Annotated in this window: 27 protein-coding genes; 14 read left to right on the top strand and 13 right to left on the bottom strand. The window is 60.4% G+C overall.

The features are described 5' to 3' along the window. Positions 1 to 246: 246 nt before the first annotated feature. Complete coding sequence (gene nhaA, locus RS887_RS15920; protein WP_322616091.1) at positions 247 to 1,434, top strand: Na+/H+ antiporter NhaA; 1,188 nt, start codon at positions 247 to 249, stop codon at positions 1,432 to 1,434. A 104-nt stretch (positions 1,435 to 1,538) separates the two neighbouring features. Here the strand turns inward: nhaA and RS887_RS15915 are convergent, their stop codons facing one another. Further along, the gene (locus tag RS887_RS15915) at positions 1,539 to 2,003 is read right to left on the bottom strand and encodes a glycine zipper 2TM domain-containing protein (protein WP_111281476.1); all 465 of its coding nucleotides are present in this window, start codon (positions 2,001 to 2,003) and stop codon (positions 1,539 to 1,541) included. A 165-nt stretch (positions 2,004 to 2,168) separates the two neighbouring features. On the opposite strand from RS887_RS15915, the gene RS887_RS15910 reads away from it, so the two are divergent. Beyond that, a complete protein-coding gene (locus RS887_RS15910; RefSeq protein ID WP_322616090.1) occupies positions 2,169 to 2,405 on the top strand; it encodes a hypothetical protein in 237 nt (78 codons plus the stop codon). A gap of 5 nt (positions 2,406 to 2,410) precedes the next feature. Here RS887_RS15910 and pdxH read toward each other — a convergent pair whose 3' ends face one another. From pdxH to dinG, 5 genes are all read right to left on the bottom strand, one after another. After that, positions 2,411 to 3,058, bottom strand: coding sequence for a pyridoxamine 5'-phosphate oxidase (pdxH, locus tag RS887_RS15905; RefSeq protein ID WP_322616089.1), 648 nt, complete (start codon positions 3,056 to 3,058; stop codon positions 2,411 to 2,413). Between the two features lie 24 nt (positions 3,059 to 3,082). After that, positions 3,083 to 4,090 (bottom strand): OmpA family protein, encoded by a 1,008-nt coding sequence (locus tag RS887_RS15900; RefSeq protein ID WP_322616088.1) that lies wholly within the window; start codon positions 4,088 to 4,090, stop codon positions 3,083 to 3,085. A gap of 113 nt (positions 4,091 to 4,203) precedes the next feature. Continuing rightward, on the bottom strand, positions 4,204 to 5,349 hold the full coding sequence (locus RS887_RS15895; RefSeq protein WP_322616087.1) for a serine hydrolase domain-containing protein: 1,146 nt from the start codon (positions 5,347 to 5,349) through the stop codon (positions 4,204 to 4,206). A gap of 249 nt (positions 5,350 to 5,598) precedes the next feature. Then, positions 5,599 to 8,001: a beta-agarase gene (locus RS887_RS15890; protein WP_322616086.1), complete on the bottom strand. Its 2,403-nt coding sequence runs from the start codon at positions 7,999 to 8,001 to the stop codon at positions 5,599 to 5,601. 96 nt (positions 8,002 to 8,097) lie between these two features. Further along, the gene (gene dinG, locus RS887_RS15885; RefSeq protein WP_008016067.1) at positions 8,098 to 10,242 is read right to left on the bottom strand and encodes an ATP-dependent DNA helicase DinG; all 2,145 of its coding nucleotides are present in this window, start codon (positions 10,240 to 10,242) and stop codon (positions 8,098 to 8,100) included. Between the two features lie 98 nt (positions 10,243 to 10,340). Here dinG and RS887_RS15880 point away from each other — a divergent pair, with 98 nt between their 5' ends. Continuing rightward, positions 10,341 to 10,805: a CopD family protein gene (locus tag RS887_RS15880; protein ID WP_111281464.1), complete on the top strand. Its 465-nt coding sequence runs from the start codon at positions 10,341 to 10,343 to the stop codon at positions 10,803 to 10,805. 85 nt (positions 10,806 to 10,890) lie between these two features. Here the strand turns inward: RS887_RS15880 and RS887_RS15875 are convergent, their stop codons facing one another. From RS887_RS15875 to RS887_RS15860, 4 genes are all read right to left on the bottom strand, one after another. Further along, a complete protein-coding gene (locus RS887_RS15875; RefSeq protein ID WP_322616085.1) occupies positions 10,891 to 11,649 on the bottom strand; it encodes a collagen-like protein in 759 nt (252 codons plus the stop codon). Then, entirely contained in the window at positions 11,642 to 11,920 is a 279-nt protein-coding gene (locus tag RS887_RS15870; protein WP_322616084.1) for a DUF1145 domain-containing protein, read from the bottom strand. The genes RS887_RS15875 and RS887_RS15870 overlap by 8 nt, the downstream gene beginning before the upstream one ends. A 148-nt stretch (positions 11,921 to 12,068) precedes the next feature. Next, positions 12,069 to 12,782 carry an OmpA family protein gene (locus RS887_RS15865; RefSeq protein WP_322616083.1) on the bottom strand — a complete coding sequence of 238 codons (714 nt, stop codon included), beginning with the start codon at positions 12,780 to 12,782 and terminating at the stop codon, positions 12,069 to 12,071. A 91-nt stretch (positions 12,783 to 12,873) separates the two neighbouring features. Next, entirely contained in the window at positions 12,874 to 13,563 is a 690-nt protein-coding gene (locus RS887_RS15860; protein WP_322616082.1) for an OmpA family protein, read from the bottom strand. A gap of 189 nt (positions 13,564 to 13,752) precedes the next feature. On the opposite strand from RS887_RS15860, the gene RS887_RS15855 reads away from it, so the two are divergent. The 4 genes from RS887_RS15855 (at position 13,753) to RS887_RS15840 (ending at position 15,516) form a co-directional block, all read left to right on the top strand. Then, a complete protein-coding gene (locus RS887_RS15855) occupies positions 13,753 to 14,250 on the top strand; it encodes a DUF6231 family protein (RefSeq protein ID WP_322616081.1) in 498 nt (165 codons plus the stop codon). Between the two features lie 4 nt (positions 14,251 to 14,254). After that, entirely contained in the window at positions 14,255 to 14,731 is a 477-nt protein-coding gene (locus tag RS887_RS15850; RefSeq protein WP_322616080.1) for a YchJ family protein, read from the top strand. 87 nt (positions 14,732 to 14,818) lie between these two features. Further along, a complete protein-coding gene (locus RS887_RS15845; protein ID WP_322616079.1) occupies positions 14,819 to 15,313 on the top strand; it encodes an LEA type 2 family protein in 495 nt (164 codons plus the stop codon). Then, on the top strand, positions 15,310 to 15,516 hold the full coding sequence (locus RS887_RS15840; protein ID WP_322616078.1) for an SEC-C metal-binding domain-containing protein: 207 nt from the start codon (positions 15,310 to 15,312) through the stop codon (positions 15,514 to 15,516). The genes RS887_RS15845 and RS887_RS15840 overlap by 4 nt, the downstream gene beginning before the upstream one ends. 163 nt (positions 15,517 to 15,679) lie before the next feature. On the opposite strand, the gene RS887_RS15835 is transcribed toward RS887_RS15840, so the two are convergent. Then, positions 15,680 to 16,237: a cysteine hydrolase family protein gene (locus RS887_RS15835; protein ID WP_322616077.1), complete on the bottom strand. Its 558-nt coding sequence runs from the start codon at positions 16,235 to 16,237 to the stop codon at positions 15,680 to 15,682. Between the two features lie 191 nt (positions 16,238 to 16,428). Between RS887_RS15835 and RS887_RS15830 the strand changes: the two genes are divergently transcribed. The 6 genes from RS887_RS15830 (at position 16,429) to RS887_RS15805 (ending at position 23,460) form a co-directional block, all read left to right on the top strand. Beyond that, the gene (locus tag RS887_RS15830; RefSeq protein WP_322616076.1) at positions 16,429 to 18,879 is read left to right on the top strand and encodes a penicillin acylase family protein; all 2,451 of its coding nucleotides are present in this window, start codon (positions 16,429 to 16,431) and stop codon (positions 18,877 to 18,879) included. A 443-nt stretch (positions 18,880 to 19,322) separates the two neighbouring features. Then, a complete protein-coding gene (locus RS887_RS15825) occupies positions 19,323 to 20,045 on the top strand; it encodes a transporter substrate-binding domain-containing protein (RefSeq protein WP_322616348.1) in 723 nt (240 codons plus the stop codon). A gap of 56 nt (positions 20,046 to 20,101) precedes the next feature. After that, positions 20,102 to 20,830 (top strand): ABC transporter permease, encoded by a 729-nt coding sequence (locus RS887_RS15820; RefSeq protein WP_111281444.1) that lies wholly within the window; start codon positions 20,102 to 20,104, stop codon positions 20,828 to 20,830. Beyond that, a complete protein-coding gene (locus tag RS887_RS15815; RefSeq protein ID WP_085715607.1) occupies positions 20,827 to 21,537 on the top strand; it encodes an ABC transporter permease in 711 nt (236 codons plus the stop codon). Before RS887_RS15820 ends, RS887_RS15815 begins: the two co-directional genes overlap by 4 nt. Positions 21,538 to 21,563: 26 nt before the next feature. Next, positions 21,564 to 22,682 carry a succinylglutamate desuccinylase/aspartoacylase family protein gene (locus RS887_RS15810; protein WP_322616075.1) on the top strand — a complete coding sequence of 373 codons (1,119 nt, stop codon included), beginning with the start codon at positions 21,564 to 21,566 and terminating at the stop codon, positions 22,680 to 22,682. Positions 22,683 to 22,695: 13 nt separating this feature from the next. Next, a complete protein-coding gene (locus tag RS887_RS15805; RefSeq protein ID WP_111281440.1) occupies positions 22,696 to 23,460 on the top strand; it encodes an ABC transporter ATP-binding protein in 765 nt (254 codons plus the stop codon). A gap of 116 nt (positions 23,461 to 23,576) precedes the next feature. Here the strand turns inward: RS887_RS15805 and RS887_RS15800 are convergent, their stop codons facing one another. Further along, positions 23,577 to 23,786 carry a hypothetical protein gene (locus RS887_RS15800; protein WP_322616074.1) on the bottom strand — a complete coding sequence of 70 codons (210 nt, stop codon included), beginning with the start codon at positions 23,784 to 23,786 and terminating at the stop codon, positions 23,577 to 23,579. Positions 23,787 to 23,892: 106 nt separating this feature from the next. Beyond that, positions 23,893 to 24,459, bottom strand: coding sequence for a dCTP deaminase (gene dcd / locus RS887_RS15795; RefSeq protein WP_007940589.1), 567 nt, complete (start codon positions 24,457 to 24,459; stop codon positions 23,893 to 23,895). Between the two features lie 353 nt (positions 24,460 to 24,812). Between dcd and RS887_RS15790 the strand changes: the two genes are divergently transcribed. Next, on the top strand, positions 24,813 to 25,022 hold the full coding sequence (locus RS887_RS15790; protein ID WP_002554837.1) for a cold-shock protein: 210 nt from the start codon (positions 24,813 to 24,815) through the stop codon (positions 25,020 to 25,022). The last annotated feature ends 92 nt before the right edge of the window (positions 25,023 to 25,114 follow it).

Here is a 25,114-nt window from a genome sequence, read left to right as displayed (position 1 = left end):
GTTTTCTCGTTGAATCAGGCAGGAGTTGGCCTTGTCACAGGGCTCAACCAACAAGCTTAGGAAAAAACCTACATACAGCACAGGTACAGCTGAGATCCAATACGCCCGGCAACTGCTAGGCTCAGGTCCCTGCTGCCGGATTACGCTGTAACGACATATAACAAAAAAGAATATAACTTTTGTTTTAACAACTAACAGTACTTGTTAGGGTGTAACACCTTTTGAATTCACAGATGGAGAGCGACCTTGCCTCTGCGTAGCACTTTCACGCGTTTCTTTCAGTTGGAAGCTGCCAGCGGTCTGTTACTGATCGCCGCTGCCGTTCTGGCTCTGATTATCAACAACTCCCCGCTGTCGTGGCTGTACAACGGCCTGCTGGACACCCCCGTGGTGGCCCAGATCGGTGCGCTGAAAATCGCCAAACCCTTGCTGCTGTGGATCAACGACGGCCTGATGGCGCTGTTCTTCCTGCTGATCGGCCTGGAAGTGAAGCGTGAAGTCCTCGACGGCCAGTTGTCCAGACCGTCGCAAATCGTCCTGCCTGGTGCGGCGGCGATTGGTGGCATGGTGGTGCCGGCGCTGATCTACTGGTACCTCAATCGCGATACGCCACCGGCCCTCAACGGCTGGGCAATCCCGACCGCCACCGACATCGCCTTCGCCCTTGGCGTGCTGGCGTTGCTGGGCAAACGCGTTCCGGTCTCGCTGAAACTGTTCCTGATGACCCTGGCGATCATTGACGACCTCGGCGCGATCATCATCATTGCGATCTTCTATTCCGGCGCACTGTCGACCCTGTCCCTGGCGCTGGCCGCGGCCTGTATTGCGGCGCTGATCGGGATGAACCGGCTTGGGGTGGTCAAGCTCGGGCCGTACATGATCATTGGCTTGATCCTCTGGGTCTGCGTGCTCAAGAGCGGCGTCCACGCCACCCTGGCCGGCGTGACCCTGGCTTTCTGCATTCCGCTGCGCACGAAAAATGCCGAGCCTTCGCCGCTACTGACTCTGGAACACGCCCTGCACCCGTGGGTCGCCTACGGCATCCTGCCGCTGTTCGCCTTCGCCAACGCCGGCCTGTCCCTGAGCGGCGTCACCGTCGAAAGCTTCACTCACCATGTTCCCATGGGCATTGCCATCGGGCTGCTGCTGGGCAAGACCGTCGGTGTCTTCGGCCTGACCTGGCTGGCCGTGAAAACCGGTATCGCCGCCCTGCCCCAAGACGCCAATTGGGGCCAGATACTGGGCGTGGCGATTCTCTGCGGCATTGGTTTCACAATGAGTCTGTTTGTCGGCTCGCTGGCCTTTGAGCCGGGCGTGAGCGATTTCGCCGGGATGGACCGCATGGGGATCCTGACCGGTTCGATACTGGCGGCGCTGATCGGTTACGGGGTGACAGCAATGGCGAGCCGCAAGAACACCGCGCTGGCCTCCTGATAAACAGCAATAACGCCTGACGCCAACCAGGAATCCCCCCAGCTGAAAAACAAAAAACCCGATCAGTCACCTGATCGGGTTGTTTGTTTTTCCGGTGTTTGCGCTTAGTGCGAAACGCGGCTGGTGCCATTCACACTGGCAATGCGCACGCGCTCGCCAACACGGAACACTTCGTTTGGCTGAACTTCCTGAACGTAGGCGCGCATGCTGCCATCGTCTTCACGCACGGTGATTTCCACGCCCTGGGTGCGGGTCAGGCCTTCTTCGGCGGCCGAACCGAGCAGGCCGCCAGCCACAGCACCGATGACCGCAGCAACGACGCTGCCCTTGCCGCCACCAATGGAACTGCCGCCAACGCCGCCGACCACTGCGCCTGCAGCGCCGCCGATCGGGGTTTTGGTGCCTTCGATTTTCACCGGACGCAATGCTTCGATGGTACCCATGCGAACGGTCTGCACGCGACGCGCCTCGTCACGGGAGTAGGAGTCACCGGTCAGGTTCGATTGGCAACCAGTGAGCAACATCGCCATCGTGGAAAAGGAAGCAACCAGCAGAACAGACTTACGCATAGCATCAACTCCAAAAAAACAGATGTTCATTAAACTCCGCAGCTTGACGCCTGTCACGGCACCGCCCGGGTAAAATTGGTTTGATTCAGGCCCCGTTAAGGCGCCCCCACGAACTCACACAGTAGCGGCAAAATCGGAAAACCGCCCCGCTGGCCAAGGATTTTCATGGACTACTTTATCATTGTCGTCACGACTGTTGCCGGTTTGTACTTCCATTGGTGGCTGTACGTGCGGATCAAGCGCTGGATGGATCGCGACCTGGCACTGGCGCTGGCCGGCAAGGACGAGCAGAAAAAAGCCTTCATGCTCGAACGGTTGGCGAGTGCCCGGGCGCAGAAGATCAAGCGTCGAGAGCTGCCGAAGTGGCTGGAGGCCGCTGCGGCAGGTTATCCCGATCAGTAGGCTACTCAGGGTGCCAGACGTTCAAGAATCCAGGCGGCGCCCTGCTGACGGTAGTTGAGGCGGTCGTGCAGGCGGCTTGGGCGGCCCTGCCAGAATTCGATGCGCTCCGGCAGCAGGCGATAACCGCCCCAGTGTTCCGGGCAATGCGGCTGGGTGTCGCTGAAACGTTGCTCGGTGTCCTTGAGCAGCGATTCGAGCTCGCCACGATCGGCGATCACGCGGCTCTGCGGCGATGCCCAGGCCCCCAGCCGACTGCCCAGTGGACGGACCTGATAATAGGCGTCGGATTCCTCAGGCGTCACCTTCACCACCCGCCCTTCGATGCGCACCTGGCGCTCCAGCGCCGGCCAGAAAAACGTCATGGCCGCAAACGGATTCGCGGCCAGGTGCTGGCCCTTGGCGCTTTCGTAGTTGGTGAAAAAGGTGAAGCCCTGCTCGTCCAGGCCCTTGAGCAACAGAATGCGACAGTGCGGCCGACCGTCCTGGTCAACGGTGGCCAGGGTCATGGCGTTGGCTTCCACCGGCACCTGTTCGGTTTTCACCGCGTCGGCAAACCACTGGTGGAACAGCGTAAACGGCTCGGTCGGGGCTTGCGCCTCGGTCAGGCCATCACGGGTGTAGTCACGACGCATATCAGCCAGGCCCTGGGTCATGGCGCATTCCTTTTGGTTAACGAATCACTGCTTTGCAGTATCGGTGGCGGCGCCTTTCTTGTCAGCCGTGGAGGCCTTGGCTGGCGTGGTTTTCTTCGACGGCGTTGCAGTTTTCGCAGGTGCTTTCTTGGCCGGAGCTTTTTTCACGGGGGCTTTTTTCGCCGCTGGAACAGCCGCCTTTTTAGCCGCCGGGGCCGGAGTCACAGGCTTGGCGACCGGCTTGACATCAGTGGCAGCGACCTTGTTCACAGGGGCCGGCGCCGGCATGTTGTACTTGCTCAGCAGTGCGGCCATGGTGTTTTGCGGGGTCACCAGCAGCTCCACTCGGCGGTTCAACGCACGCCCTTGCTCGCTGTCATTGGCGGCACGTGGCGCGTCGCCGCCCAAGCCACGCAGCATCAGGCGATCACGCTGCAAACCACTGAGACGGAAAATTGCCGCGACGGCCTGGGCACGCTCCTGGCTCAGCTTGACGTTGGCAGGCGCAGAGCCGGACGTATCGCTGTGGCCGAGGATCAGGACAGCAGTCTTTGGATCGGCTTCAAGGATCTTGGCAACACGGGTAAACGGACCGAGTGTGACCGGCAGCAACATGGCCGGACGATCAGGGTTGAACGAGCCGTCGACCGGCGCAGTCACCACCAGTACGTTTTCGCGGCGTTCGAGCTGCAGGTTACTGCCCTTGACCGCCTCGCGCAGGCGCGGTTCGTAGTCGTCAAGCCAGGCCTGGGTGACTTTCGGATCCGGCATCGGCACAGCCTTGGCTGCGCTCTGCTTGCTACCGCCGAACGGCCACCACCACTTGCTGCCGGAATCGGTTTCGGCCTTGGTCACCGCAACGGGTTTGACTTCAGGTTTCACCTCCGGCTTGGCCGCAGGCTTGCCGGCGCTGTCGTCGGAACCGAACGGCCAGTACCAGTGGCTGCCGCTCTCAGTCTTGGCGACCGGTGCCGTCGCGTCTTTCTGCGGAGTCTGTGCGCAACCGGTAATAGCGAAGCACAGGGCCAAGGCGAGAGTTTTATTGGATGACATTGGATATCCACAAGAATGAAGTCAAAAAAATCTGGCCACATCGGCCCGTACAAACTGACGCTTTGAAACTGAAAAGGCTATCGGGTTCCTGCCCTGGAAGCCGATAGCCGCTTTTACAGACAAGTGGCCAGAACCCGCACCAGCTTTTGCGCACGCGGGTCCATCAAGACGTACGGCCCCAGGGTATTTGTCACAAATCCGAAGGCCACATCGTACTCCGGGTCAGCAAAACCGATGGAGCCGCCAGCGCCTGGATGACCAAACGCGCGCGGGCCAAGGCCGAAGGTGGCGTTGGCAACGTCCGGTTGATCGAGCATGCAACCCAGACCGAAACGAGTCCGGGTCAGTAAAGTCTTGTCCTCGCCGAGGCTGTGCTCACGAGTCAACTCATTGAGCATTTCGCTTTCCAGCAGGCTGCCGTCGAGCAGGCCGGCGTAGAACCCGGCCAGGCTGCGGGCATTGCCATGGCCATTGGCGGCTGGCTGCTGCATGCGTCGCCACTCGGGTTTGTTCGTGCTGGTCATGATCGACGGCGGGTTGGTGAACGCCCGGGTGGTCATGGCCGTTGGCTCACGCATGGTCACTTGCAACAGGCGCTGGGCGGCGGCATCGCCGACATTGCCCTTGCCCCGCGCAATGTGGGCCACGCGATGGAATTCTTCGTCGGCCAGCCCCACATGGAAGTCCAGGCTCAACGGCTGCGCGACCCGCGCAACGATGGATTCACCCGGCCCACGGCCGTCGGCACGGCGCAGCAACTCGCCGACCAGCCAGCCATAGGTGATCGCCGCGTAACCGTGACCTTCGCCCGGCGTCCACCACGGCACTTCGGCGGCCAGGGCGGCGACCATGGTTTGCCAGTCGTAAAGGGCTTCGGGGGCCAGTAATTCGCGCAATGCCGGCAGGCCGGCCTGATGGCAGAGCAGTTGACGAAGGGTGACAGACTCTTTGCCGGCAGCGGCAAATTCGGGCCAGTAGCGCGCAACCGGGGCATCCAGTTGCAGCTTGCCTTCGGCCACCAGTTGCAGCGCGGTGACTGCGGTAAAGGTCTTTGTGCAAGAGAACAGGTTGGCGATGGTGTCGCTGTGCCAGGCCTCGGCCCCGTCCTTGTCGGCAGTGCCGGCCCACAGATCGAGGACGGTTTCGCCACCAATCTGAATGCACAACGCTGCGCCACGCTCCTGGGGATCGTCGAACAACGCCGCGAAAGCCTCACGCACCGCTTCGAACTTAAGCTCGTAATGACCCTGAATCTGCACCCGCAACTCCCCGGATTAACGCTCTACAAAGTGGCGGGCATTGTTCCAGCCCTTGAGGGTTTTGGGAACAGGGTTGGGCCGGGTGGTTGTTTCGCCGCCGATCCCTTGTGGCGAGGGGGGGGGTTGTCGGATCACCGCACCGCCCCGTTAGAGTGCGCAGCGCTCCCAAAGTGTTCGGCAGTTGCCGAAATTCTGGGGTTGCTACGCAACCCAGCGGGGGCAAGCCCACTCGCCACAGGGTTTCAGCGATTAATGACCATTCCCCGAATGCCCGCCAGCGCCCTTCCCCGGCCCCTTGCCGGCCTCGGCCTTGCGGCCGCCCTCGGCGTCGTGGCTGGCTTTGTCGGCGGCGGTCGCAGCCTTCTCGGCCTCTTTGCCCAGTTGCTCGATTGTCGCCAGGTTGCTCTTGCGCACGCTGTCGACAAAGCCCTGGAACGGCAGATCAGTGATGCCCACCAACCCGAAGTGACCGTTTTCACCGTCAAGCAGGCGCCCGGTGACCGGTTGATCGAGGTACTGGAACCAATGCACACCAACAATCGACGGCTCGCTCAAGGCCTGCTTGAGGAAGTTGGCATACGCCGCACCGCGATCTTCCTCCTTCGCCAATGGCGTGACACCGCCCCAGAACGGGCCACGATCAGCCGAACCGAAATTGAACTCGGTGACCAGCACCGGTTTGTCGAGACTGCGTAGTTTGGCGAAGTCGTAACCGTCCTGGGGTTGCAGGGTGTACATGTTGAAGCTCAACACGTCGCAATACTGGGCGCAGGACTCCACGGCTTCCGGCGTGCTGATGGCGAAACGTCCGCCGAGCAGCAACTGGTTAGGCGCGTGCCACTGGAGTGAGTCGGAGATGGTCCTGAAGTAAGTGTCAGCAAAGACCTTCTGGAAGTATTTGAAGTCGGCTTCGATTTCCGGGTGCTCGGCGCTCGGGAGCGGCGGTACGAATCCAGGATCTTCCATCAGTTCCCAGGCCGGCAAATCAATGCCCCAGGCTTTCGACAGGCCAGCCTGATTGCGGTACTTGTCGCGCAGTTGCTTGAGGAACGCGCGCTTGGCCGGCACGTCGGTGGTCATCTTCAAGGTGCCGTAGGCCAGGGCATAACGGGCTTTCGGGTCATCGCCGGGACCGGCCCAGGCCAGTTCGTTGTCAGCGTAGTAACCGATCAGCCATGGATCGTCACGATGGTCGCGAGCGGCAATCGCCACGGCGCGTTCGGTGGCCATGGCGAAACGCGGGTCGAACGGGTCGGGCATGCCGCCCCACCAGTCGGTGCCGGTGCTGATGCTGGCGTAGTCGCCGACGATCGACAGCGGCAAGGTGTACGGCACGCGATCCGCGTTGCCCAGCACCGGCGCACTCCAGTTGCCAAGGGTGTTGAAACCCCAGGCCTGCAAGCGATCAAGGGTGTGGCTGGCCCAGCGCTGCTCATCGAACAGTGCTTTGCACGGTTCGACCGCTTTTGGTTCTGTCGCTGTCGCTACCGTCGCTTCTGACTTGGCCGCCTCGGCGACTCCAGCTTTGGTTTCGCTGCCCAACGCGCAAGGATCACCATACAGGCGTTGCAGGTTAGCACCGTAGAAGTCGTACCAGCGCCCGGCATTGTAGCCGCGCCCTTGATCGGCCCCGTTGCCGCCACGGTTGTCGCCTTCGCCATAGTGACTGGCCAGCGCCTCGTCTGCCTTGGGCAGGGATTCGAACATCCACTCGCGGCCGGCAACATAGGTCTGGTTGACATCCGGGGCTACGGTATTGACCCCGAGGGAATAGAACGGATGGCCTTCAGGTGTCACCAGATACCAGCGACCGTCACGCTTCTCTGTGCGGAAAAAGCCGCTGGCCTTGAAGGATGGGCCTTTGGTCAAACCACCGAATTTGTCCAGGGAAGACTTTTCGCGCTCGGCCAGCCAGGTTTTCAGTTGTTGCTGTTCCTTGCTGGCGGAGCCTTTGAGTTGTTCGTCGCTGCTGATTTTTTCCGGCCATTTGCCCCGGGTCGACTGGCCGTAAGCATCCACCAATCCGCCATACACGGCTTGGGTGACCGACTCACCGTCCTGCACACCAAAGCGCTCCAGCAGGATGCTCTGCGCGACTTTCGGCTGGTCCATCGACAAACTCACCGACACCACTTCTCTGCGATCCAGTTCACCGGCGCTACTGGCCAGCAACACACGCTGGCCATCGACGGTCATCGGCATCGGCGGGCCAGCCTTCATGCCCTGGCTCAGCGGGGATGTCGCTTGCAGTGGAACCAACAGGGTTTGCGCAGGCCCCGCCGGCAGATCGACGCGGCTGACCAGTGTCTTGCCGTCGTTGCTCTGGATGGTTACGTACAGGGTCAAGGCCCAGTTCATCGCACTCTGGATCCGCAGGCTCATGACGCCCGACTGCGACCAGTCCCAGGCGCCGGTTTGCGGGGTCAGGCGCAACGTCGGCCGGGCGACCGGGTTGAATGTCACCCGGCGCAGCACTTCGCCCTCGGGGGTTTGCTCGGCGTTGGATTGCGGCAGGCTGGCATCCTGAGTCGCCACCTGGACCACGTCGGCGGGGCGCACAAAGTTGAACAGCGTCTGCTGGCCGGCGGGAGCGGCCAGCAGAGGTGTTGCGAACAGCAGGGCAAAAACGGCAGGCAACGAACGGCAAATCATGAGAACGAAATTCTCCCTAACGACCTTCAATGGGCCAGTGGAAAAGCGATGGCAGAGAGATAGACAACGCGGCGGGCAAAACTGCCCACCGGTGCGTCAGGAAATTTCTCGACGGAACGGCGGCAACGCGTTGAGGATGGCTTTGCCATAGCGCTGGGTCACCAGGCGCCGGTCGAGCAAGGTGATGGTGCCGCGGTCTTCTTCGGTACGCAGCAAGCGACCGCAGGCCTGAACCAGCTTCAGCGAGGCGTCCGGTACGGAGATTTCCATGAACGGATTGCCGCCCCGGGCCTCGATCCATTCGGACAGGGCGGCTTCAACGGGATCATCGGGCACCGAGAAAGGAATCTTGGCAATGACCACGTGCTCGCAATAGGCACCGGGCAAGTCGACCCCTTCGGCGAAGCTCGCCAGGCCGAACAATACGCTGGAATCCCCGCCATCGACTCGCGCCTTGTGCTTGTTCAGGGTTTCCTGTTTCGACAGGTTGCCCTGAATGAACACCTGCTTGCGCCAGTCGCGGTCGAGGCCATCGAACACGTCCTGCATCTGTTTACGCGAGGAAAACAGCACCAGCGTGCCCCGCGAGCCTTCGACCAACTCAGGCAGATCACGAATGATCGCGGCGGTATGCGCCGCTGCGTCACGAGGGTCGGCGTTCAGGTTCGGCACCCGCAACACACCGGCGTCGGCATGATGGAACGGGCTTGGCACCACCGCCGTCACGGCTTTTTTGGGCAGGCCGGCGCGCATGCGGAAGCGGTCGAAGGTGCCCAGCGCAGTCAAGGTCGCCGAAGTCACCAGACAGCCATACGCCACGTTCCACAAATTGCGCCGGAGCATTTCCGCCGCCAGGATGGGACTTGCGTTGACCTCGATGTCGAACAGCGAACCACTTTCGGCCAGGGTCAGCCAGCGAGCCATGGGCGGGTTGTCTTCCGGGTCTTCGACGGTGAAGGCGGTCCACAACTCCCAGTTGCCGGAAGAACGCGACAACAGGCTGCCGAACAGCGGATACCACTCTTCGGCCTGGTTGCTGGCTATGCCAATGTTGACCTCGCCGTCCATGCCTTCCTTGAGCAGGTCGGTCAGGCGGGTGAACAAATCGGTCAGCCGTGCGAAGCCTTTCTTCAGTTCGATGCCCATTTCACGCATGTGCTCGGGAATCACCCCGCCGACGAATCGATGACGCGGTCGCTCGCGGCCTTCAACGTCTTCGCCGGGTTTGAAATCGGCAATTTGCTCGCAGGCGGTGAACATGAACTGCTGCTGGGTCTTGATCTCCCGCGCCAGCTCCGGCACCTGCTCGATCAACTTGCCCAGGTCCCCCGGCAACGGATGCTGGGCCAGCAGTTTGGTGAGGTTTTTGGCGGTAGTTTCCAGCCAATCAGCGGTAGAGCGCAGACGCGTGTAATGGGCGAAATGGCCGATGGCCTTGTCCGGCAGGTGATGGCCTTCGTCGAACACGTAGATGGTGTCGCGCGGGTCCGGCAGCACGGCGCCGCCGCCCAGGGCCAGGTCGGCCAGGACCATGTCGTGGTTGGTGACGATCACATCGACCTTGCCCATGCCTTCGCGGGCCTTGTAGAAAGCGCACTGGCCGAAATTCGGGCAATGACGGTTGGTGCACTGGCTGTGATCGGTGGTCAGGCGTGCCCAGTCGGCGTCCTCCAGGGCGGTTGACCAACTGTCGCGGTCGCCGTCCCACTTATTGCCGGCGAGTTTTTCGATCATGCTGGTAAACAGTTTCTGACTGGCCTCGTCGACCTCGATCTTGAAGCCTTCTTCCTCGAACAACTGCGCCGTGGCGGTCTGCGCGTGGCCTTCCTGGAGCAACATGTCGAGCTTGGACAGGCACATGTAGCGCCCGCGCCCCTTGGCCAGGGCGAAGCTGAAGTTCAGCCCGCTGTTGCGCATCAGGTCGGGCAAGTCCTTGTAGACGATCTGCTCTTGCAAGGCCACGGTGGCCGTGGCGATCACCAGGCGCTTGCCGGCGGCTTTCGCCGTGGGGATCGCCGCCAGGCTGTAGGCCACGGTCTTGCCGGTACCGGTGCCGGCTTCCACCGCGACTATCGCGGGGTCGCCACTGCGCCGGCCTTCGTCGTCGGTATCGATGTCGCCCAGGACCTTGGCGACTTCGGCGATCATCAGGCGTTGGCCGTAGCGCGGCTTGAGGCTCTTGGCTTCGAGAAAACGCGAATAGGCGCCCTGGATCGTGGTTTTGAGTTCAGTGCTGATCATGGATTGTCGGGCGCAAAAAACGCTGGATAAATTTTCAGTGGTTCGGATCGCCGCTATCATACCCCGCTAATTAATCCCGCGCAGAACGGAGTACCCCAATGACCGCTTTTAGCCTTGTTTATAGCCTGCATGTCCTCGCCGCACTGGTGTGGGTGGGGGGCATGTTTTTCGCCTGGATGGTCTTGCGCCCTGCGGCGATCACGGCACTGGAGGGCCCCGCCCGGCTGAAGTTATGGGTAGAAGTGTTTCAAGGTTTTTTCCGCTGGGTCTGGGTGGCGGTGGTGCTGTTGCCGGTCAGCGGTGTGGGCATGCTGAATCTGCACTTCACCGGTTTCGAAAACGCGCCGCGCTATGTGCAGGTGATGATGGGCTTGTATGTGGTGATGACCGCACTGTTTATCCGGATTCAGGCGCTGATGCTGCCGGAACTGCGCACCGCCGTGGCCGAGCAGGATTGGCCGGCGGGGGCTGCAGTGCTGGGGAGAATTCGCAGGGTGGTGGGGATCAATTTGCTGGTGGGGTTGGTGGTGGTAGCGATTGCGTCGGTTCGGCCGACGTTTTGAGTTATGCGTGGCAGAGGGCTTTTGTGGCGAGGGAGCTTGCTCCCTCGCCACAGGAAATCAATTGCCACCTATTACTTGGTGAGATTTACAACCGCTGCACGGTCACCGAACCCGCCGCGCCTTCAGGCCCCGGCTGCCCGTCGGCGCCAGGTTTACCGCTCTTGCCGCCATCGGCCTTGTAAATCAGGCAGCCCTTGGCCTTGCCACCCGCGCCCGGTTTGCCGCCCGGGCCGGCCAGGCCACCGGCACCGCCAGCCACCTGAACCTTGATCCGGTCTGCCGGGAAGTCGTGCGGCAGCGCCAGTTTAACCAGCGCCCCCGGCGCCCCCGGCTGACCATTGCTGCCATCACTGCCATCGGCGCCGCGACCGGCCTGTCCCCAGGTGCACCCCGGTTCCTCGCCGTTAGCCCCATCGAGACCGACAAACCCCGGTGCGCCCGCGCCACCACGGGCATCAACGATCAACTGCGCTGCGTTCAGTGCCTTGATCTGCAAATCAAGATTGCGTCCGGACCGAGCAGCCTTCTGATAGGTCCCGGGTGCACCACGGGCAGTGATCTGGCTGCCTTCGGACAAATCGGCGCGATGGACCTTCAGCGCCAGCGCCTGCTCCCCCGGCACGATGGCGATACGCGCTTCACGCCCCAGATGCAATTCACCCACGGTGACTTCGGTGACGTTCGAGGGAATCAGCAAGGTGCCGTAATCGGCCACTTCCAGGCGTTCCAGTTGCAGGGTGCTGGCGGTGTTGGGCAAGCGCATCAACGAGTTGGGTTCGACACTCACCACCTGTGCGCAGGCCAATGGGCTGATGAGTGCGGCGAGCAGGCAGAGTTTACGCATGGGAAGCCTTCGAAGCGGTAGGGGCTGGAATGGTTTGCAGGTGGAATACGCCGAAAATGACGATCTTCAGGCGGTCAAGCCAGGGATGGGTGCGACCCCGCAGGCTGCGATAACACAACAAGGCTTCCAGTAGATGGATGAACCCCAACAGGCCGCCGGCCAGATTGACCAACGGGTGCAGCGGAAAGACGAACGGCGTGAGCAGGTTGACCAGCACCACCGACCAGAACAGCAGGGTCAATAACCGCCCCAGCCCCCATAAGACTTTCATACGCTCCCCCGATGAGAATTATTGTTTGCACGCACAGTAACGGCTTCCACGCGGGTTAAGCCAGAGGGCAATGGAAAATTCTTCATGGAGGCCGCCGAACGGCCGTCGCAGTGCTCACAACTGTCGCTCGACGGCTCTATCTCTTGGCTCAGCGGTTTATATGCAGATCCACACGACGGTTTTTCGCACGACCTTCTTCCGTTTCGTTGTCGGCAATCGGCTGACTCTCGCCCTTGCCTTCGCTGGTGACTTTGTTCGGCACCACACCCTGGCTCAGCAAGTATTCCGCCACGCTACTGGCGCGTCGCTCCGACAAGGCCTGGTTATAGGCATCCGAGCCGACACTGTCGGTATGGCCGACCACCTTGATGCTGACCACATCGGCATCCTCGAACTTGCTCATCAATGCATCCAGACGACTCTTCGCCGTCGGGGTCAGGTCGGATTGATTGAAGGCAAACAGCACGTCATCGCTCAGGGTGATGACTTCGGACTGTGCGGCCTCGGGTTTGACGCTGGCGGCCGGATACTGCGGCATCGGGCAACCGCGATGATCGACCGAGGTATTGGCGGGAGTGTCGGGACAACGGTCGCGTCGGTCGAAAACGCCGTCGCCGTCTTCGTCGCCATCCTGGGCATAGCAGATCAAACCGCCGGACAAGATACCCAGCGCCGCCCCACCCGCGGCCCAACCACCGCTCTCGATGGCGCCCAGACCACCACCGACCAGACCACCGATGAGGCTGCAAATTGGCCAGGTTCGTTGATTAAGGGGGGCAGTGCCATCACTGTGGGTCGCGCAGCCGGTCAAGAGACTGCCAAGTAGCAGAACCGACAAGACGGTCCTTGTGAGAACGATCATGTTGAAAGCTCCTGTGTCCCCGGCCAGTACCGGTTACACAGGAGTAAAGACCCGCATCCGCGACTGCACAAGGCGCGGATGCGAGGGGGGCTTAACGCTCGATTTTGATTTCCGTACGACGGTTCTGTGCACGACCGTCAGCGGTTTTGTTGTCAGCAACCGGCTGGCTTTCACCGGCACCGACAACCGACACGAAGTTACTGCGAGGTACGCCTTGCGAGATGAGGTATTCAACCACCGAGTGGGCGCGTTTATCCGACAGTTTCTGGTTGTAGGTGTCGCTGCCCACGCTGTCGGTATGACCAGTGACGGTCAGTTTGGCAGTCGGGGCTTCGGCTTTCAGGCGAGTGGCAATCTTGTCGAGTACCATTTTGTCGGACGAGGTAAGCGTAGCTTTATCAAACTGGAAGTGAACATCGCGGATGACGATGGTTTCTTCCTTGACCACAACCGCTTCTTCGACCACAGGTGCTGGTGGTGGGCAACCGTTGGCATCGACCTGAACGCCTTTTGGCGTGCCTGGGCACTTGTCACGGCTGTCCGGCACACCATCACCGTCTTCGTCGCCATCCCCATGAACCCAGCAATAAGCCGCTGCCGTGCCGCCGACGAGCAGAGCACCATACCCTGCCCATGCCGAGCTTTCGGTCGCACCGAGGCCCGCGCCCACGACACCACCAACCGCCGCGCAGGTCGGCCAATCGGTTTTCTGCAAACCTGCGCAACCAGTCAAGACACTGGTTAGCAGAACCAAGGGTAATGCTGTCCGAACTATGCTCATCTAGTTTTCTCCTGAAGGATCGGCTTAGAACCGATTCAGGTAGTAAAGACCCGAGTTTTAAACTCCGCCAGCAATAGGCCATGCTGTTTATTCATGCTTTAGCGACAGGTTGGCGCTTTTGTCGCCAAGCCGCTCTAGGCCCGAACCTTCGGGCAGGCTAGTCTTGGCAGACCTGATTGAGGATCTTCGATGACTGCAGATATTTCTTCACGCACGCCGCAACAGGCACTGGCCGCTTTACTTGACCGATATGCCCCCGCGCGCCTGTTGTTGATCGGCGCCAGCGAGTTCCCGGCACTGGAAGCGTTCAAACTTGCTCACCCTGACAGCAGCGTCGCTTGCGCTGTCCCCGGGCCGTTGCCCGCCGAGTTGGCAGCCCGCCGATTCGACCTGGCCCTGGTGGTCGATTGCCTGGAGCATTTGCCCAAGCGCGACGGCCTGAACCTGCTGGGCGGCATCCGCAACCTCAACGCCAGCCGCATCGCCGTGCTGGCGGATCTGCCGGCCTGTGGCTGGCAGGAAACCGACTTTTTCTCCCTGGCCCTGCAAGCCAGTGAACGCTTTCAACGGGACGAACAGGTCCTGACCCTGTTTACCTACGATCTGCTTGAATACAAACAAGTCCCCGACTGGCTCAATTCGCGCTTCTGGGCCAATCCGGAAAACTTCGGGAAATACTGGTGGTAATGCAATGAGTACATCCATTTGCCCTTGCGGCAGCGGCACTCCGCTCGACGCCTGCTGCGGTCACTACCATGCCGGGCACCCAGCGCCGTGCGCGGAAGCCTTGATGCGCTCGCGCTACAGCGCCTATGTGCTGGGGCTGGTCGATTATTTGGTGGCCACCACCCTGCCTGCCCAACAGGCCGGCCTGGACCGTCAATCGATCAGCGACTGGAGCGCGCAAAGCACGTGGCTGGGCCTTGAGGTGGAAAGCTCCGAAGTACTGGGTGGCCAGCCTGAACACGCCTTCGTGACCTTCACCGCGCGGTGGCACGACAGCGGTGGCGAGCACAGCCACCGCGAGCGTTCGTCATTTGTGCAAAACACCGGGCGCTGGTATTTCATCGACCCCACCGTGCCGCTCAAGCTTGGACGCAATGACGCCTGCCCGTGCGCGAGCGGGCAGAAGTTCAAGAAGTGTTGCGCGGGGTATTTCAGCAGTTAGGACAGGGAATGCCTGTCCATCTCGCAGGAGCTGTCGAAGGCTGTGATCTTTTGGGTCTAGACTGGGGCTCAAGGGAGAAACACCACGATGATCATCCGCCGCGGCGCACTCTATTTGCTCACGTTGTTCCTGACACTGGGACTTGGCGGCTGCGTATCGTGGTTCGGCGACGACTTGCCGGACCCCGAAGTCCATCTGGTGAAGATCGAGGTGGTCCGCGCCAAATTGCTGGAACAGAAACTCCTCCTGCATTTTCGCATCGACAACCCCAACGACAGCGACCTGACCGTGCGCAGTCTGGAGTACCGCATTCACTTGGGTGACATTCTGCTGGCCGAAGGCGAGCACGAACACTGGTTCACCGTCGGCCCCAAACACAGCGCCTACTTCAAGGTGCCGATCCGCACCAACCTGTGGTCAAAGGTGCGTGACCTGGTCAAACAGCTGAAAAAACCCGATCAGCCCGTTCCTTATCGTCTGGAAGGTGAACTGGAAACCGGTTTATTCATCGCCCACTACGTGCACCTGGCGCGGAATGGCGTGATAATCCCCGCCGATTTAATTCCGGAGCAACACCGATGACCCAGCAACCCCACGTCCACGGCCCTGACTGCAACCACGACCATGACCTTCACCAGCATGATCACGACCACGGCCATGTCCACGGTCCGAACTGCGGCCACGCTCACCAGGAACCGGTGCGCAACGCCCTGAAAGACGTCGGCCGCAACGATCCGTGCCCGTGCGGCAACGGCAAGAAATTCAAGAAGTGCCACGGCGCTTGATGCTTCGGGCGAAGAGTTGCTTCGCCTGTTGAATCGTCTTCGTGAGCAGGCCTGTGGTGTGAATGCAGATCCCTTGTAAGAGCGAGCTTGCTCGCGATGGACTGTCAGTCGACATCTGTGTAGCTGACACACCATCGCGAGCAAGCTCTCTCCTACAGGTTTTTCAGTCAGCGTTTAACAGATAGGCACTGCTGACCACCGTCGCATACTCCCCCTGCAAATTCCCCAATGACATCGCATGCACCTCCTCGGCGCTATGGACATGGCCGAAAACATCAACCTTGTCGAAGGTAAAGCACGCATCCTCGGCCACCCACGTATCAAACCCCAGGTTGCCCGCGGTGCGCGCCGTGGACTCCACCGAGTTGTGGGTCGCGACACCGACGATGATCAACTGCCCGATCCCCGCCTCACGCAACTCAGTCTCCAACCCCGTCGAACAAAACGCATCCGGCACCTGTTTCTGGATCAGGCGTTCGCCGGCCCTTGGTGCAAAACGCTCCTGAAATTCCACCCCCGACTGCTGCGGCCAGAACACTGAGTCCTCTGACCGGGACAGGTGCTGCACATGGATCACCGGCCGAGCGGTACGCCGCCAATGGTCGAGCATTTCCAGCATGCGCGCTTCGGCCTGCGGGTTGTTCCTGCGGCCGAGTCTGGGGTGAAGGATGCCTTTCTGTTGATCGATGATGATCAGTGCCGCGTTTGCCTTGAGCTCCATGCTGACTGTTCTCCAGGATTGTTGAGCGTTTCGCACTTCAACATCCCCCATTGCGACTGGCAAGGTTGCGATCTTTCAGGTTTATCAGACAAATCCTGAAATAACCTGGCACCCCGCTTGCGCGGCCACCTCCCGCTCACTAACGTAGCGCCTTTATTTCGCGCCGCCTCTACCCCCGCAGGAGCTTTGCCATGGCCTCGCCAGCCCTTACTCATTTTCTACCCCGGTTCGGCGTTGCCGCAGCAGTGGCCGGTGTCTTGAGCCTGACCGGTTGTCAGAACTTCAACGCCCAGGACACCCTCCCGCCGACCTCCGGCGTACAACCGCTCAAGGGCCTGGCGCAGAACGTTTCGGTGCGCCGCAATGCCATGGGCATGCCGCTGATCGAAAGCAACAGCTTCCACGACGCGCTGTTCACCCTCGGTTACGTGCATGCCAGCGACCGCATCACGCAGATGGTCACCCTGCGCCTGCTGGCCCAGGGCCGTTTGGCCGAGATGCAGGGTGCGGACTTGCTGGATGCCGACCGTTACATGCGGGCGGTCAACCTGAAGAAAAGTGCCGGCGAGTTGTACAAGGCCTCGTCGCCGCGCCTCAAGCGTTTCTTCGAAGTCTATGCGCGGGGTGTCAACGCCTACCTGTTCCGCTATCGCGACAAACTGCCGGCGGACCTGGCGGCCACCGGCTACAAGCCTGAATACTGGCAGCCGGAAGATTCGGCGCTGATTTTCTGCCTGTTGAACTTCAGCCAGTCGACCAACCTGCCGGAAGAAATTTCCTCGCTGGTACTGGCCCAGACCGTCACCACCGACAAACTCCCGTGGCTGACGCCGTCGGCTCCCGACGAAAAACTGCCGGTCGCCGAAAGCGAAAAACTGCAAGGACTCAAGCTCAACGGGCAAGTCCCGGGGCTGGCCGAACTCAGTAAAGCCATTGGGCAACTGTCGGACCTCAATCTGCCGGGCGCCACCTCGTCGAACAACTGGGCCATCGCCCCGCAGCGCAGCCGCAGTGGCAAGAGCCTGTTGGCCAGTGACAGTCACGGCCCGCTGGGCGTGCCTTCGCTGTTCAGTTACGTGCAGATTCGCGCGCCGAAGTATCAGGCCTCCGGTGTGACCATCGCGGGCCTGCCGATGGTGCTGGGCGGTTTCAACGGCAAAGTGGCGTGGAGCATGACGTCCGTGATGGGCGACAACCAAGACCTCTTCCTGGAGAAGATCAAGCGCCAGGGTAACGGGCTCACCTACGAAAACGCCGGAAAATGGCAGCCGGCGATCGTGCGCAACGAAACCTATTTCGTCAAAGGCCAGCGGCCGATTCGCGAAGCCGTGTACGAAACCCGCCACGGCCCGCTGCTCAACAGCGCACAGGGCACCACTCTGGCCAACGGTTTTGGCCTGGCCTTGCAGATGCCGAACTTCACCGACGACAAGAGTCTGGACGCGTTCTTCGACCTGTCCCGCGCCCAGAGCGTCGAGAAGGCCTCGGATGCCAGCCGTGAAATCCGCGCCATCGCGCTGAACCTTGTATTTGCCGATGCCAGCCACATCGGCTGGCAAGTCACCGGTCGTTACCCGAACCGCCGAGAAGGCGAAGGCCTGCTGCCCTCACCGGGCTGGGAAGGCCGCTACGATTGGGACGGTTATGCCGACCCGATGCTGCACCCGTACGACCAGGACCCGGCCCAAGGCTGGCTCGGCACTGCCAACCAGCGGGTCATTCCCCATGGCTACGGCATGCAGTTGTCCAACTCCTGGGCCGCTCCGGAGCGCGGCGAGCGCCTGGCCGAACTGGCCGGCGCAGGCAAACATGACAGCCGCAGCCTGATCGCCATGCAATACGACCAGACCACGACCTTCGCTGCCAAGCTGAAGAAGATGTTTGAAGCGCCGGGCATGGCTCAGCCGCTCAAACAAGCCATCGACGCCTTGCCGGCGGCCGATCGTGCCAAGGCACACGAAGCCTACAGCCGCTTGATGGCGTTCGACGGCAAGCTCGGCCCGACCTCCAGCGATGCGGCAATCTACGAGTTGTTCCTGCAGGAAAGCACCCGGCAGATCTTCCTCGATGAACTGGGCCCTGAAAGCAGCCCGGCATGGAAGGCCTTTGTCGCCGACGGCAAGTTGTCCTACGCGGCCCAGGCCGATCATTTGCTCGGGCGTGAGGACAGCCCGTTCTGGGATGACGTGCGCACCGCGCAGAAAGAAGACAAACCGGCCATCCTCGCTCGCTGCCTCGCCGCAGCGATCAGCGCAGGCGACAGCCAGTTGGGCGGCGATCACAAAGCCTGGCAGTGGGGCAAACTGCATCACTATGACTGGAAGAACACCAGTGGCCAGACCGTACGCGGACCGCTGCCAGCCGGTGGCGATCACACCACGCTCAACACCGCCGCCTTCGCCTGGGGCCAGGACTTCAACACCACGCTGGCGCCAGCCATGCGCTTTATCGTCGACTTCGGCCAGTCCGAACCGCTGATGGCGCAGAACGGTACCGGCCAGTCCGGCAACCCGGCCAGCCCGAATTACCTCAACAGCATCGAACCGTGGCTCAAGGGTCAATACATGAGCCTGCCGATGCAGCCACAGAACTTCGACAACGCCTACGGGAACGCGCGGTTGACGCTGACTCCCGGCAAGTAACCCCGCCCTTTACCTGTGGGAGCGAGCCTGCTCGCGAAAGCGGCCTGACATTCAAAATAGAGGTTGAATGTTGAGTCGCCTTCGCGGTTGCGCTGGCGCAAGGACAAGTCGGTCGACGAAGCCGACACTTTGACGACCCTGCAAAATCTGCTCAGCTAGCCCTCTTTTCATCCTCAATATTTTTTCTTTTTGAACCGAACGGGTGCGGCCATTTCCCTGCGCCCGTTTTCGTGCATAAATCTGTCTCCGGCCATTTCCAAGCACCTTTTTAAACGCTTGTTCGGCACTCTGGTTCGGAAATTGCTACTTTCAATAGGTCACACGCTTTCCAGTAACAACAATTCTGCGCCACGAGCGCTCATATTGGTATTTAGGGATTGAATAATGAAAAAGCATTGCTGACCCTTTCTGCACTGGCGTTGTGCGTGGCTGCTGGCTCCGCCATGGCGAAGGAGTACAAAGAACTGCGTTTCGGCGTTGACCCTTCCTACGCACCGTTCGAGTCGAAAGCGGCCGATGGCAACCTGGTAGGCTTTGACATCGATCTGGGGAACGCGATCTGCGCCGAACTGAAGGTCAAGTGCAAGTGGGTCGAAAGTGACTTCGACGGCATGATCCCGGGTCTGAAGGCCAATAAATTCGACGGTGTGATCTCGTCGATGACCGTTACCCCGGCCCGTGAAAAAGTCATCGACTTCTCCAGCGAGCTGTTCTCCGGCCCAACCGCTTACGTGTCCAAGAAAGGTTCTGGCGTGACCGCAGACGTCGCGTCCCTCAAGGGCAAAACCGTCGGCTACGAGCAAGGCACCATTCAGGAAGCCTATGCCAAAGCCATTCTGGACAAGGCCGGCGTAAAAACCCAGGCCTACGCCAACCAGGATCAGGTCTACGCTGACTTGACTTCCGGTCGTCTCGATGCAGGGATCCAGGACATGCTGCAAGCCGAACTGGGCTTCCTGAAGTCGCCACAGGGTGCCGACTACGAAGTCAGCAAACCGGTCGACAATGAACTGCTGCCGGCCAAAACAGCGGTCGGTATCAAGAAAGGTAACACCGAACTGAAAGCGCTTTTGGATAAAGGTATCAAAGCGTTACACGATGATGGCACCTACGCCACCATTCAAAAGAAACACTTTGGCGATCTGAATCTGTACAGCGGCAAATAATGCCCGGCGCCCATCTCGCGATGGGCGCTTTTTTCTTCCGATCAGGTTGCTGATTTATGTTCGAAAACCTTTTACAAAATCTGGGGCTCTCAGCCTTCAGCCTCAAGGGCTTCGGTCCGTTGCTGATGCAAGGCACCTGGATGACGATCAAGTTGTCAGCGTTGTCGCTGCTGGTAGCCGTGTTGCTCGGACTGCTCGGCGCCAGTGCCAAGTTGTCAAAAGTCAAACTGATGCGCGTGCCTGCCCAGCTTTACACCACACTCATTCGCGGCGTTCCGGACCTGGTTCTGATGCTGCTGATTTTCTACAGCCTGCAAACCTGGCTGACCTCGCTTACCGATTTCATGGAATGGGAATACATCGAGATCAACCCGTTCAGTGCCGGGGTCATTACCCTGGGCTTCATCTATGGTGCGTATTTCACCGAAACCTTCCGTGGCGCGATTCTCGCCGTCCCACGGGGTCAGGTCGAAGCGGCCACAGCCTATGGCCTCAAACGCGGCCAGCGCTTCTGGATCGTGGTGTTCCCGCAGATGATGCGTTATGCCCTGCCGGGTATCGGTAACAACTGGATGGTGATGCTCAAGGCCACCGCGCTGGTGTCGATCATCGGCCTCGCCGATCTGGTCAAGGCTGCCCAGGACGCCGGCAAAAGCAGCTATCAGCTGTTTTACTTCCTGGTACTTGCCGCGCTTATTTACCTGGTGATCACCAGCGCATCCAACTTCATTCTGCGCTGGCTCGAACGTCGTTACTCCGCAGGCACACGGGAGGCCGTACGATGATCGAACTCCTGCAGGAATACTGGAAAGCCTTCCTCTACACCGACGGGCAGAACATCACCGGCCTGGCCATGACCATGTGGCTGCTCAGCGCTTCGATTTTCTTCGGCTTCATCGTGTCGATTCCGCTGTCCATCGCCCGGGTTTCTCCACACTTCTACATTCGCTGGCCGGTACAGTTCTACACCTACCTGTTCCGTGGCACACCGCTGTATATCCAGTTGCTGATTTGCTACACAGGGATCTACAGCCTGGCCGCCATACGCGCGCAGCCGCTGCTCGACAGCTTCTTCCGCGATGCGATGAACTGCACCATCCTGGCCTTCGCCCTGAACACCTGCGCCTACACCACGGAGATCTTCGCCGGGGCCATTCGCAGCATGGCCCATGGTGAAGTCGAAGCGGCCAAGGCCTATGGCCTCACTGGCTGGAAGCTGTATGCCTACGTGATCATGCCGTCGGCCTTGCGTCGCTCGTTGCCTTACTACAGCAACGAAGTGATTCTGATGCTGCACTCGACCACCGTGGCTTTCACCGCAACCATTCCGGACATTCTGAAAGTCGCGCGGGACGCCAACTCGGCGACCTTCCTGACCTTCCAGTCGTTCGGCATCGCCGCGCTGATCTACCTGACCGTCACTTTTGCGCTGGTCGGCCTGTTCCGCCTTGCCGAACGCCGATGGCTGGCCTTCCTCGGGCCGACCCACTAGGTCTCAACCTGCTTCAGGAACAACAGATGCGCCACCAGAAACATGACCTGCTGGCCCCGCTGCCGGGGACCGCGAGACAGATCCACAGCTTTCACTTCGGCCCACAACCGGCCAACGGCAAGATCTACATCCAGGCCTCCCTGCACGCCGACGAAATGCCCGGCATGCTGGTGGCCTGGCACCTCAAGCAACGCCTGGCGGAGCTGGAAGCCGCCGGTCGCCTGCGCAGCGAAATCGTGCTGGTGCCCATCGCCAACCCGGTGGGCCTGGAACAGGTGCTCATGGATGTGCCGCTGGGCCGCTACGAGCTGGAAAGCGGCCAGAACTTCAACCGCTGGTTCGTCGACCTCAGCGAGGAAGTCGGCAACGCGATCGAAGGCAAGCTCGGTGACGATCCGCAGCACAATCAACAATTGATCCGCAGCAGCCTGCGTGATGCGCTGGCTCGGCAGAGCGCTGGCACCCAATTGCAATCCCAGCGCCTGACCCTGCAACGACTGGCCTGCGATGCCGACATGGTGCTCGACCTGCATTGCGATTTCGAAGCGGTCGCGCACCTCTACACCACACCTGAAGCCTGGCCGCAGGTCGAGCCGCTGGCCCGCTACATCGGCGCCGAAGCCAGTCTGCTGGCAACCGATTCCGGTGGCCAGTCGTTCGACGAATGCTTCACCCTGCTCTGGTGGCAGTTGAAGGAACGCTTCGGCGAACACTTCGACATTCCGCCGGGCAGTTTTTCCGTGACCGTCGAATTGCGCGGCCAGGGCGACGTCAATCACCCGCTGGCCAGCCTCGACTGTCAGGCGTTGATCGACTATCTGATCCATTTCGGCGCGATCGCCGGCGAACATGCGCCCCTGCCCGAGCTACCCTACCCGGCGACACCGCTGGCCGGTGTAGAACCGGTGGCCACGCCCGTCGGCGGGCTGCTGGTGTTCACCGCGCTGCCGGGCCAGTACCTGGAAGCCGGGCAATTGATCGCCGAGATCATTGATCCGGTCAACGATCGCGTCACCCCCGTTCATTGCTCCGCCGCCGGATTGATGTACGCCCGCTCGCTGCGCCGCATGGCCACTGCCGGCATGGTGATCGCCCACGTCGCGGGCACCGAAGCCTATCGCAGCGGCTATCTACTTTCGCCTTGAGGATGCATGCCCCATGTACAAATTGACCATCGAAGGCCTGCATAAAAGTTATGGCGACCATGAAGTCCTCAAAGGTGTTTCACTCAAGGCCAGGACCGGCGACGTCATCAGCCTGATCGGCGCCAGCGGCTCGGGCAAAAGTACCTTTCTGCGTTGCATCAACTTTTTGGAACAACCCAACGACGGCGCCATGAGCCTCGACGGGCAGAACATCCGCATGATCAAGGATCGTCACGGCATGCACGTGGCCGACGCCAATGAACTGCAGCGGATTCGCACCCGCCTGGCCATGGTGTTCCAGCACTTCAACCTGTGGAGCCACATGACGGTGCTGGAAAACATCACCATGGCTCCGCGCCGGGTACTGGGGTGCGACAGGAAAGAAGCCGAGGACCGCGCCCGGCGCTACCTCGACAAGGTGGGGCTGGCTTCCCGTGTGGCGGACCAATACCCGGCATTCCTGTCCGGCGGTCAGCAACAACGGGTCGCGATTGCCCGCGCACTGGCCATGGAGCCGGAAGTCATGCTGTTCGACGAACCGACCTCGGCGCTGGACCCGGAACTGGTGGGTGAAGTACTGAAAGTGATTCAGGGTCTGGCCGAAGAAGGCCGGACCATGATCATGGTGACCCACGAAATGAGCTTCGCCCGCAAAGTGTCGAGCCAGGTGTTGTTTCTGCACAAGGGCCTGGTTGAGGAAGAAGGCGCGCCGGAAGACGTGCTGGGCAATCCGAAAAGCGAGCGGTTGAAGCAGTTCCTGAGTGGCAACCTGAAGTAACGACTACAGCAAAACCTGTGGGAGCGAGCTTGCTCGCGATAGCGCCGGTACAGCCAGCATTGATGTTGACTGATCGATTGCCTTCGCGAGCAGGCTCGCTCCCACATTCAATTCAATCAGACAACAGGCGCAGGCGGTGGCTCATCCGGCAAAGTAGGTTCACCAGGCTCCATCGGCTCTTCGTTCGGGGTATCAGGGTCAGGCTGACCGGGGATGCCCCCCGCCATGCTGACGGGTGGATGTGCCAACAAGGACCAGGCCAGAACGCCAACCTGATTGGGTTCAAGCCTTGCCAGTTCGGCACTGATTCGTGGATCGATCTTCATTCGGCCCTCCTGAGCGATGGCCGACCCGCCTTGCGCGGATCGGAGCAGTACACCCCATAGAGTGTACGCCCGCTCAGGAACTCCCGATATTTGCCGGACGGTTGACTCAGGTGCGAGGCAGGGTCACGCCACGCTGGCCCTGATACTTGCCACCACGGTCCTTGTAAGACACTTCACATTCTTCGTCAGACTCAAGGAACAGCATCTGCGCCACGCCTTCGTTCGCGTAGATTTTCGCCGGCAGATTGGTGGTGTTGGAGAACTCCAGGGTCACGTGACCTTCCCACTCAGGCTCGAGCGGCGTGACGTTGACGATGATGCCGCAGCGCGCGTAGGTGCTTTTACCCAGGCAAATGGTCAATACATTACGCGGAATGCGGAAGTATTCGACGGTGCTGGCCAGGGCGAAGGAGTTCGGCGGAATGATGCACACGTCGCTGTGGATGTCGACGAAGCTGCCGGCATCGAAGTTTTTCGGGTCGACGATCGCCGAATTGATGTTGGTGAACACCTTGAAATGATTAGTGCAACGCACATCGTAGCCGTAGCTTGACACGCCATAGGAGATCACACGGCTATCGTCGCTGCCGCGCATCTGGCGCTCGACGAAAGGCTCGATCATGCCGTGCTCTTGCGCCATGCGGCGAATCCACTTGTCCGATTTGATGCTCATGGCGGGTGTCCTGAATAGCGAGGTCGAAAAATTCTGTCCGGCATCTTACCGGGCGCGCCGCCGGGTTCAAAGTCCGCGGTGCAATTCTCGCCGAACAGGCAGGAATTACCTGCGCTGGCGACGAACCGTCACACCGCCGATCCTTAAAACAGAGAAACCTGCGCAAGAAGCATTGGCACGTCCCGGAAAAAGGGTTAAGGTGGCGTCACTGTGCTGCTTGTGTCACTGAGAATCTCTACACGATATGTTGAATTTCGATCCAACCATCTACAAGAATTTTTCCTGCTCTTTGCACTCAGTCTCGGCCAGGGTTCTTCCTGAGTCGCAGTTATCTTTGTTCAAGGAGTTACACCATGTCTAATCGCCAAACCGGTACCGTTAAGTGGTTCAACGATGAAAAAGGCTTCGGCTTCATCACTCCACAATCCGGTGACGACCTGTTCGTTCACTTCAAAGCTATCCAGTCCGACGGCTTCAAAAGCCTGAAAGAAGGCCAACAGGTTTCTTTCATCGCTACCCGCGGTCAGAAAGGCATGCAAGCTGAAGAAGTTCAAGTTATCTAACTTGTACTTGCTTTAGTAAAAAGCCCCGCCCTCAACAGCGGGGCTTTTTTGTGGGCGGGTGTTTTGTCCACACAAAAAAGACCGCCGCCTTC

The sequence above is a fragment of the Pseudomonas sp. BIC9C genome (genome assembly GCF_034541995.1).
Classification (GTDB): domain Bacteria; phylum Pseudomonadota; class Gammaproteobacteria; order Pseudomonadales; family Pseudomonadaceae; genus Aquipseudomonas; species Aquipseudomonas fluorescens_CC.
This window is presented reverse-complemented; position numbering and strand designations above follow the sequence as displayed.

What these genes read in the sequence shown, in the direction of transcription:
- RS887_RS15915 (WP_111281476.1), bottom strand. Translation starts at nt 2,003, where the DNA reads ATGCGTAAGTCTGTTCTGCTGGTTGCTTCCTTTTCCACGATGGCGATG.
- RS887_RS15790 (WP_002554837.1), top strand. Translation starts at nt 24,813, where the DNA reads ATGTCTAATCGCCAAACCGGTACCGTTAAGTGGTTCAACGATGAAAAA.
- pdxH (WP_322616089.1), bottom strand. Translation starts at nt 3,058, where the DNA reads ATGACCCAGGGCCTGGCTGATATGCGTCGTGACTACACCCGTGATGGC.
- RS887_RS15810 (WP_322616075.1), top strand. Translation starts at nt 21,564, where the DNA reads ATGCGCCACCAGAAACATGACCTGCTGGCCCCGCTGCCGGGGACCGCG.
- RS887_RS15840 (WP_322616078.1), top strand. Translation starts at nt 15,310, where the DNA reads ATGACCCAGCAACCCCACGTCCACGGCCCTGACTGCAACCACGACCAT.
- RS887_RS15865 (WP_322616083.1), bottom strand. Translation starts at nt 12,782, where the DNA reads ATGATCGTTCTCACAAGGACCGTCTTGTCGGTTCTGCTACTTGGCAGT.
- RS887_RS15860 (WP_322616082.1), bottom strand. Translation starts at nt 13,563, where the DNA reads ATGAGCATAGTTCGGACAGCATTACCCTTGGTTCTGCTAACCAGTGTC.
- RS887_RS15855 (WP_322616081.1), top strand. Translation starts at nt 13,753, where the DNA reads ATGACTGCAGATATTTCTTCACGCACGCCGCAACAGGCACTGGCCGCT.
- RS887_RS15830 (WP_322616076.1), top strand. Translation starts at nt 16,429, where the DNA reads ATGGCCTCGCCAGCCCTTACTCATTTTCTACCCCGGTTCGGCGTTGCC.
- dinG (WP_008016067.1), bottom strand. Translation starts at nt 10,242, where the DNA reads ATGATCAGCACTGAACTCAAAACCACGATCCAGGGCGCCTATTCGCGT.
- RS887_RS15815 (WP_085715607.1), top strand. Translation starts at nt 20,827, where the DNA reads ATGATCGAACTCCTGCAGGAATACTGGAAAGCCTTCCTCTACACCGAC.
- RS887_RS15845 (WP_322616079.1), top strand. Translation starts at nt 14,819, where the DNA reads ATGATCATCCGCCGCGGCGCACTCTATTTGCTCACGTTGTTCCTGACA.
- RS887_RS15835 (WP_322616077.1), bottom strand. Translation starts at nt 16,237, where the DNA reads ATGGAGCTCAAGGCAAACGCGGCACTGATCATCATCGATCAACAGAAA.
- RS887_RS15850 (WP_322616080.1), top strand. Translation starts at nt 14,255, where the DNA reads ATGAGTACATCCATTTGCCCTTGCGGCAGCGGCACTCCGCTCGACGCC.
- RS887_RS15800 (WP_322616074.1), bottom strand. Translation starts at nt 23,786, where the DNA reads ATGAAGATCGATCCACGAATCAGTGCCGAACTGGCAAGGCTTGAACCC.
- RS887_RS15900 (WP_322616088.1), bottom strand. Translation starts at nt 4,090, where the DNA reads ATGTCATCCAATAAAACTCTCGCCTTGGCCCTGTGCTTCGCTATTACC.
- RS887_RS15825 (WP_322616348.1), top strand. Translation starts at nt 19,323, where the DNA reads ATGGCGAAGGAGTACAAAGAACTGCGTTTCGGCGTTGACCCTTCCTAC.
- RS887_RS15820 (WP_111281444.1), top strand. Translation starts at nt 20,102, where the DNA reads ATGTTCGAAAACCTTTTACAAAATCTGGGGCTCTCAGCCTTCAGCCTC.
- RS887_RS15880 (WP_111281464.1), top strand. Translation starts at nt 10,341, where the DNA reads ATGACCGCTTTTAGCCTTGTTTATAGCCTGCATGTCCTCGCCGCACTG.
- RS887_RS15890 (WP_322616086.1), bottom strand. Translation starts at nt 8,001, where the DNA reads ATGATTTGCCGTTCGTTGCCTGCCGTTTTTGCCCTGCTGTTCGCAACA.
- RS887_RS15910 (WP_322616090.1), top strand. Translation starts at nt 2,169, where the DNA reads ATGGACTACTTTATCATTGTCGTCACGACTGTTGCCGGTTTGTACTTC.
- RS887_RS15805 (WP_111281440.1), top strand. Translation starts at nt 22,696, where the DNA reads ATGTACAAATTGACCATCGAAGGCCTGCATAAAAGTTATGGCGACCAT.
- RS887_RS15870 (WP_322616084.1), bottom strand. Translation starts at nt 11,920, where the DNA reads ATGAAAGTCTTATGGGGGCTGGGGCGGTTATTGACCCTGCTGTTCTGG.
- dcd (WP_007940589.1), bottom strand. Translation starts at nt 24,459, where the DNA reads ATGAGCATCAAATCGGACAAGTGGATTCGCCGCATGGCGCAAGAGCAC.
- RS887_RS15875 (WP_322616085.1), bottom strand. Translation starts at nt 11,649, where the DNA reads ATGCGTAAACTCTGCCTGCTCGCCGCACTCATCAGCCCATTGGCCTGC.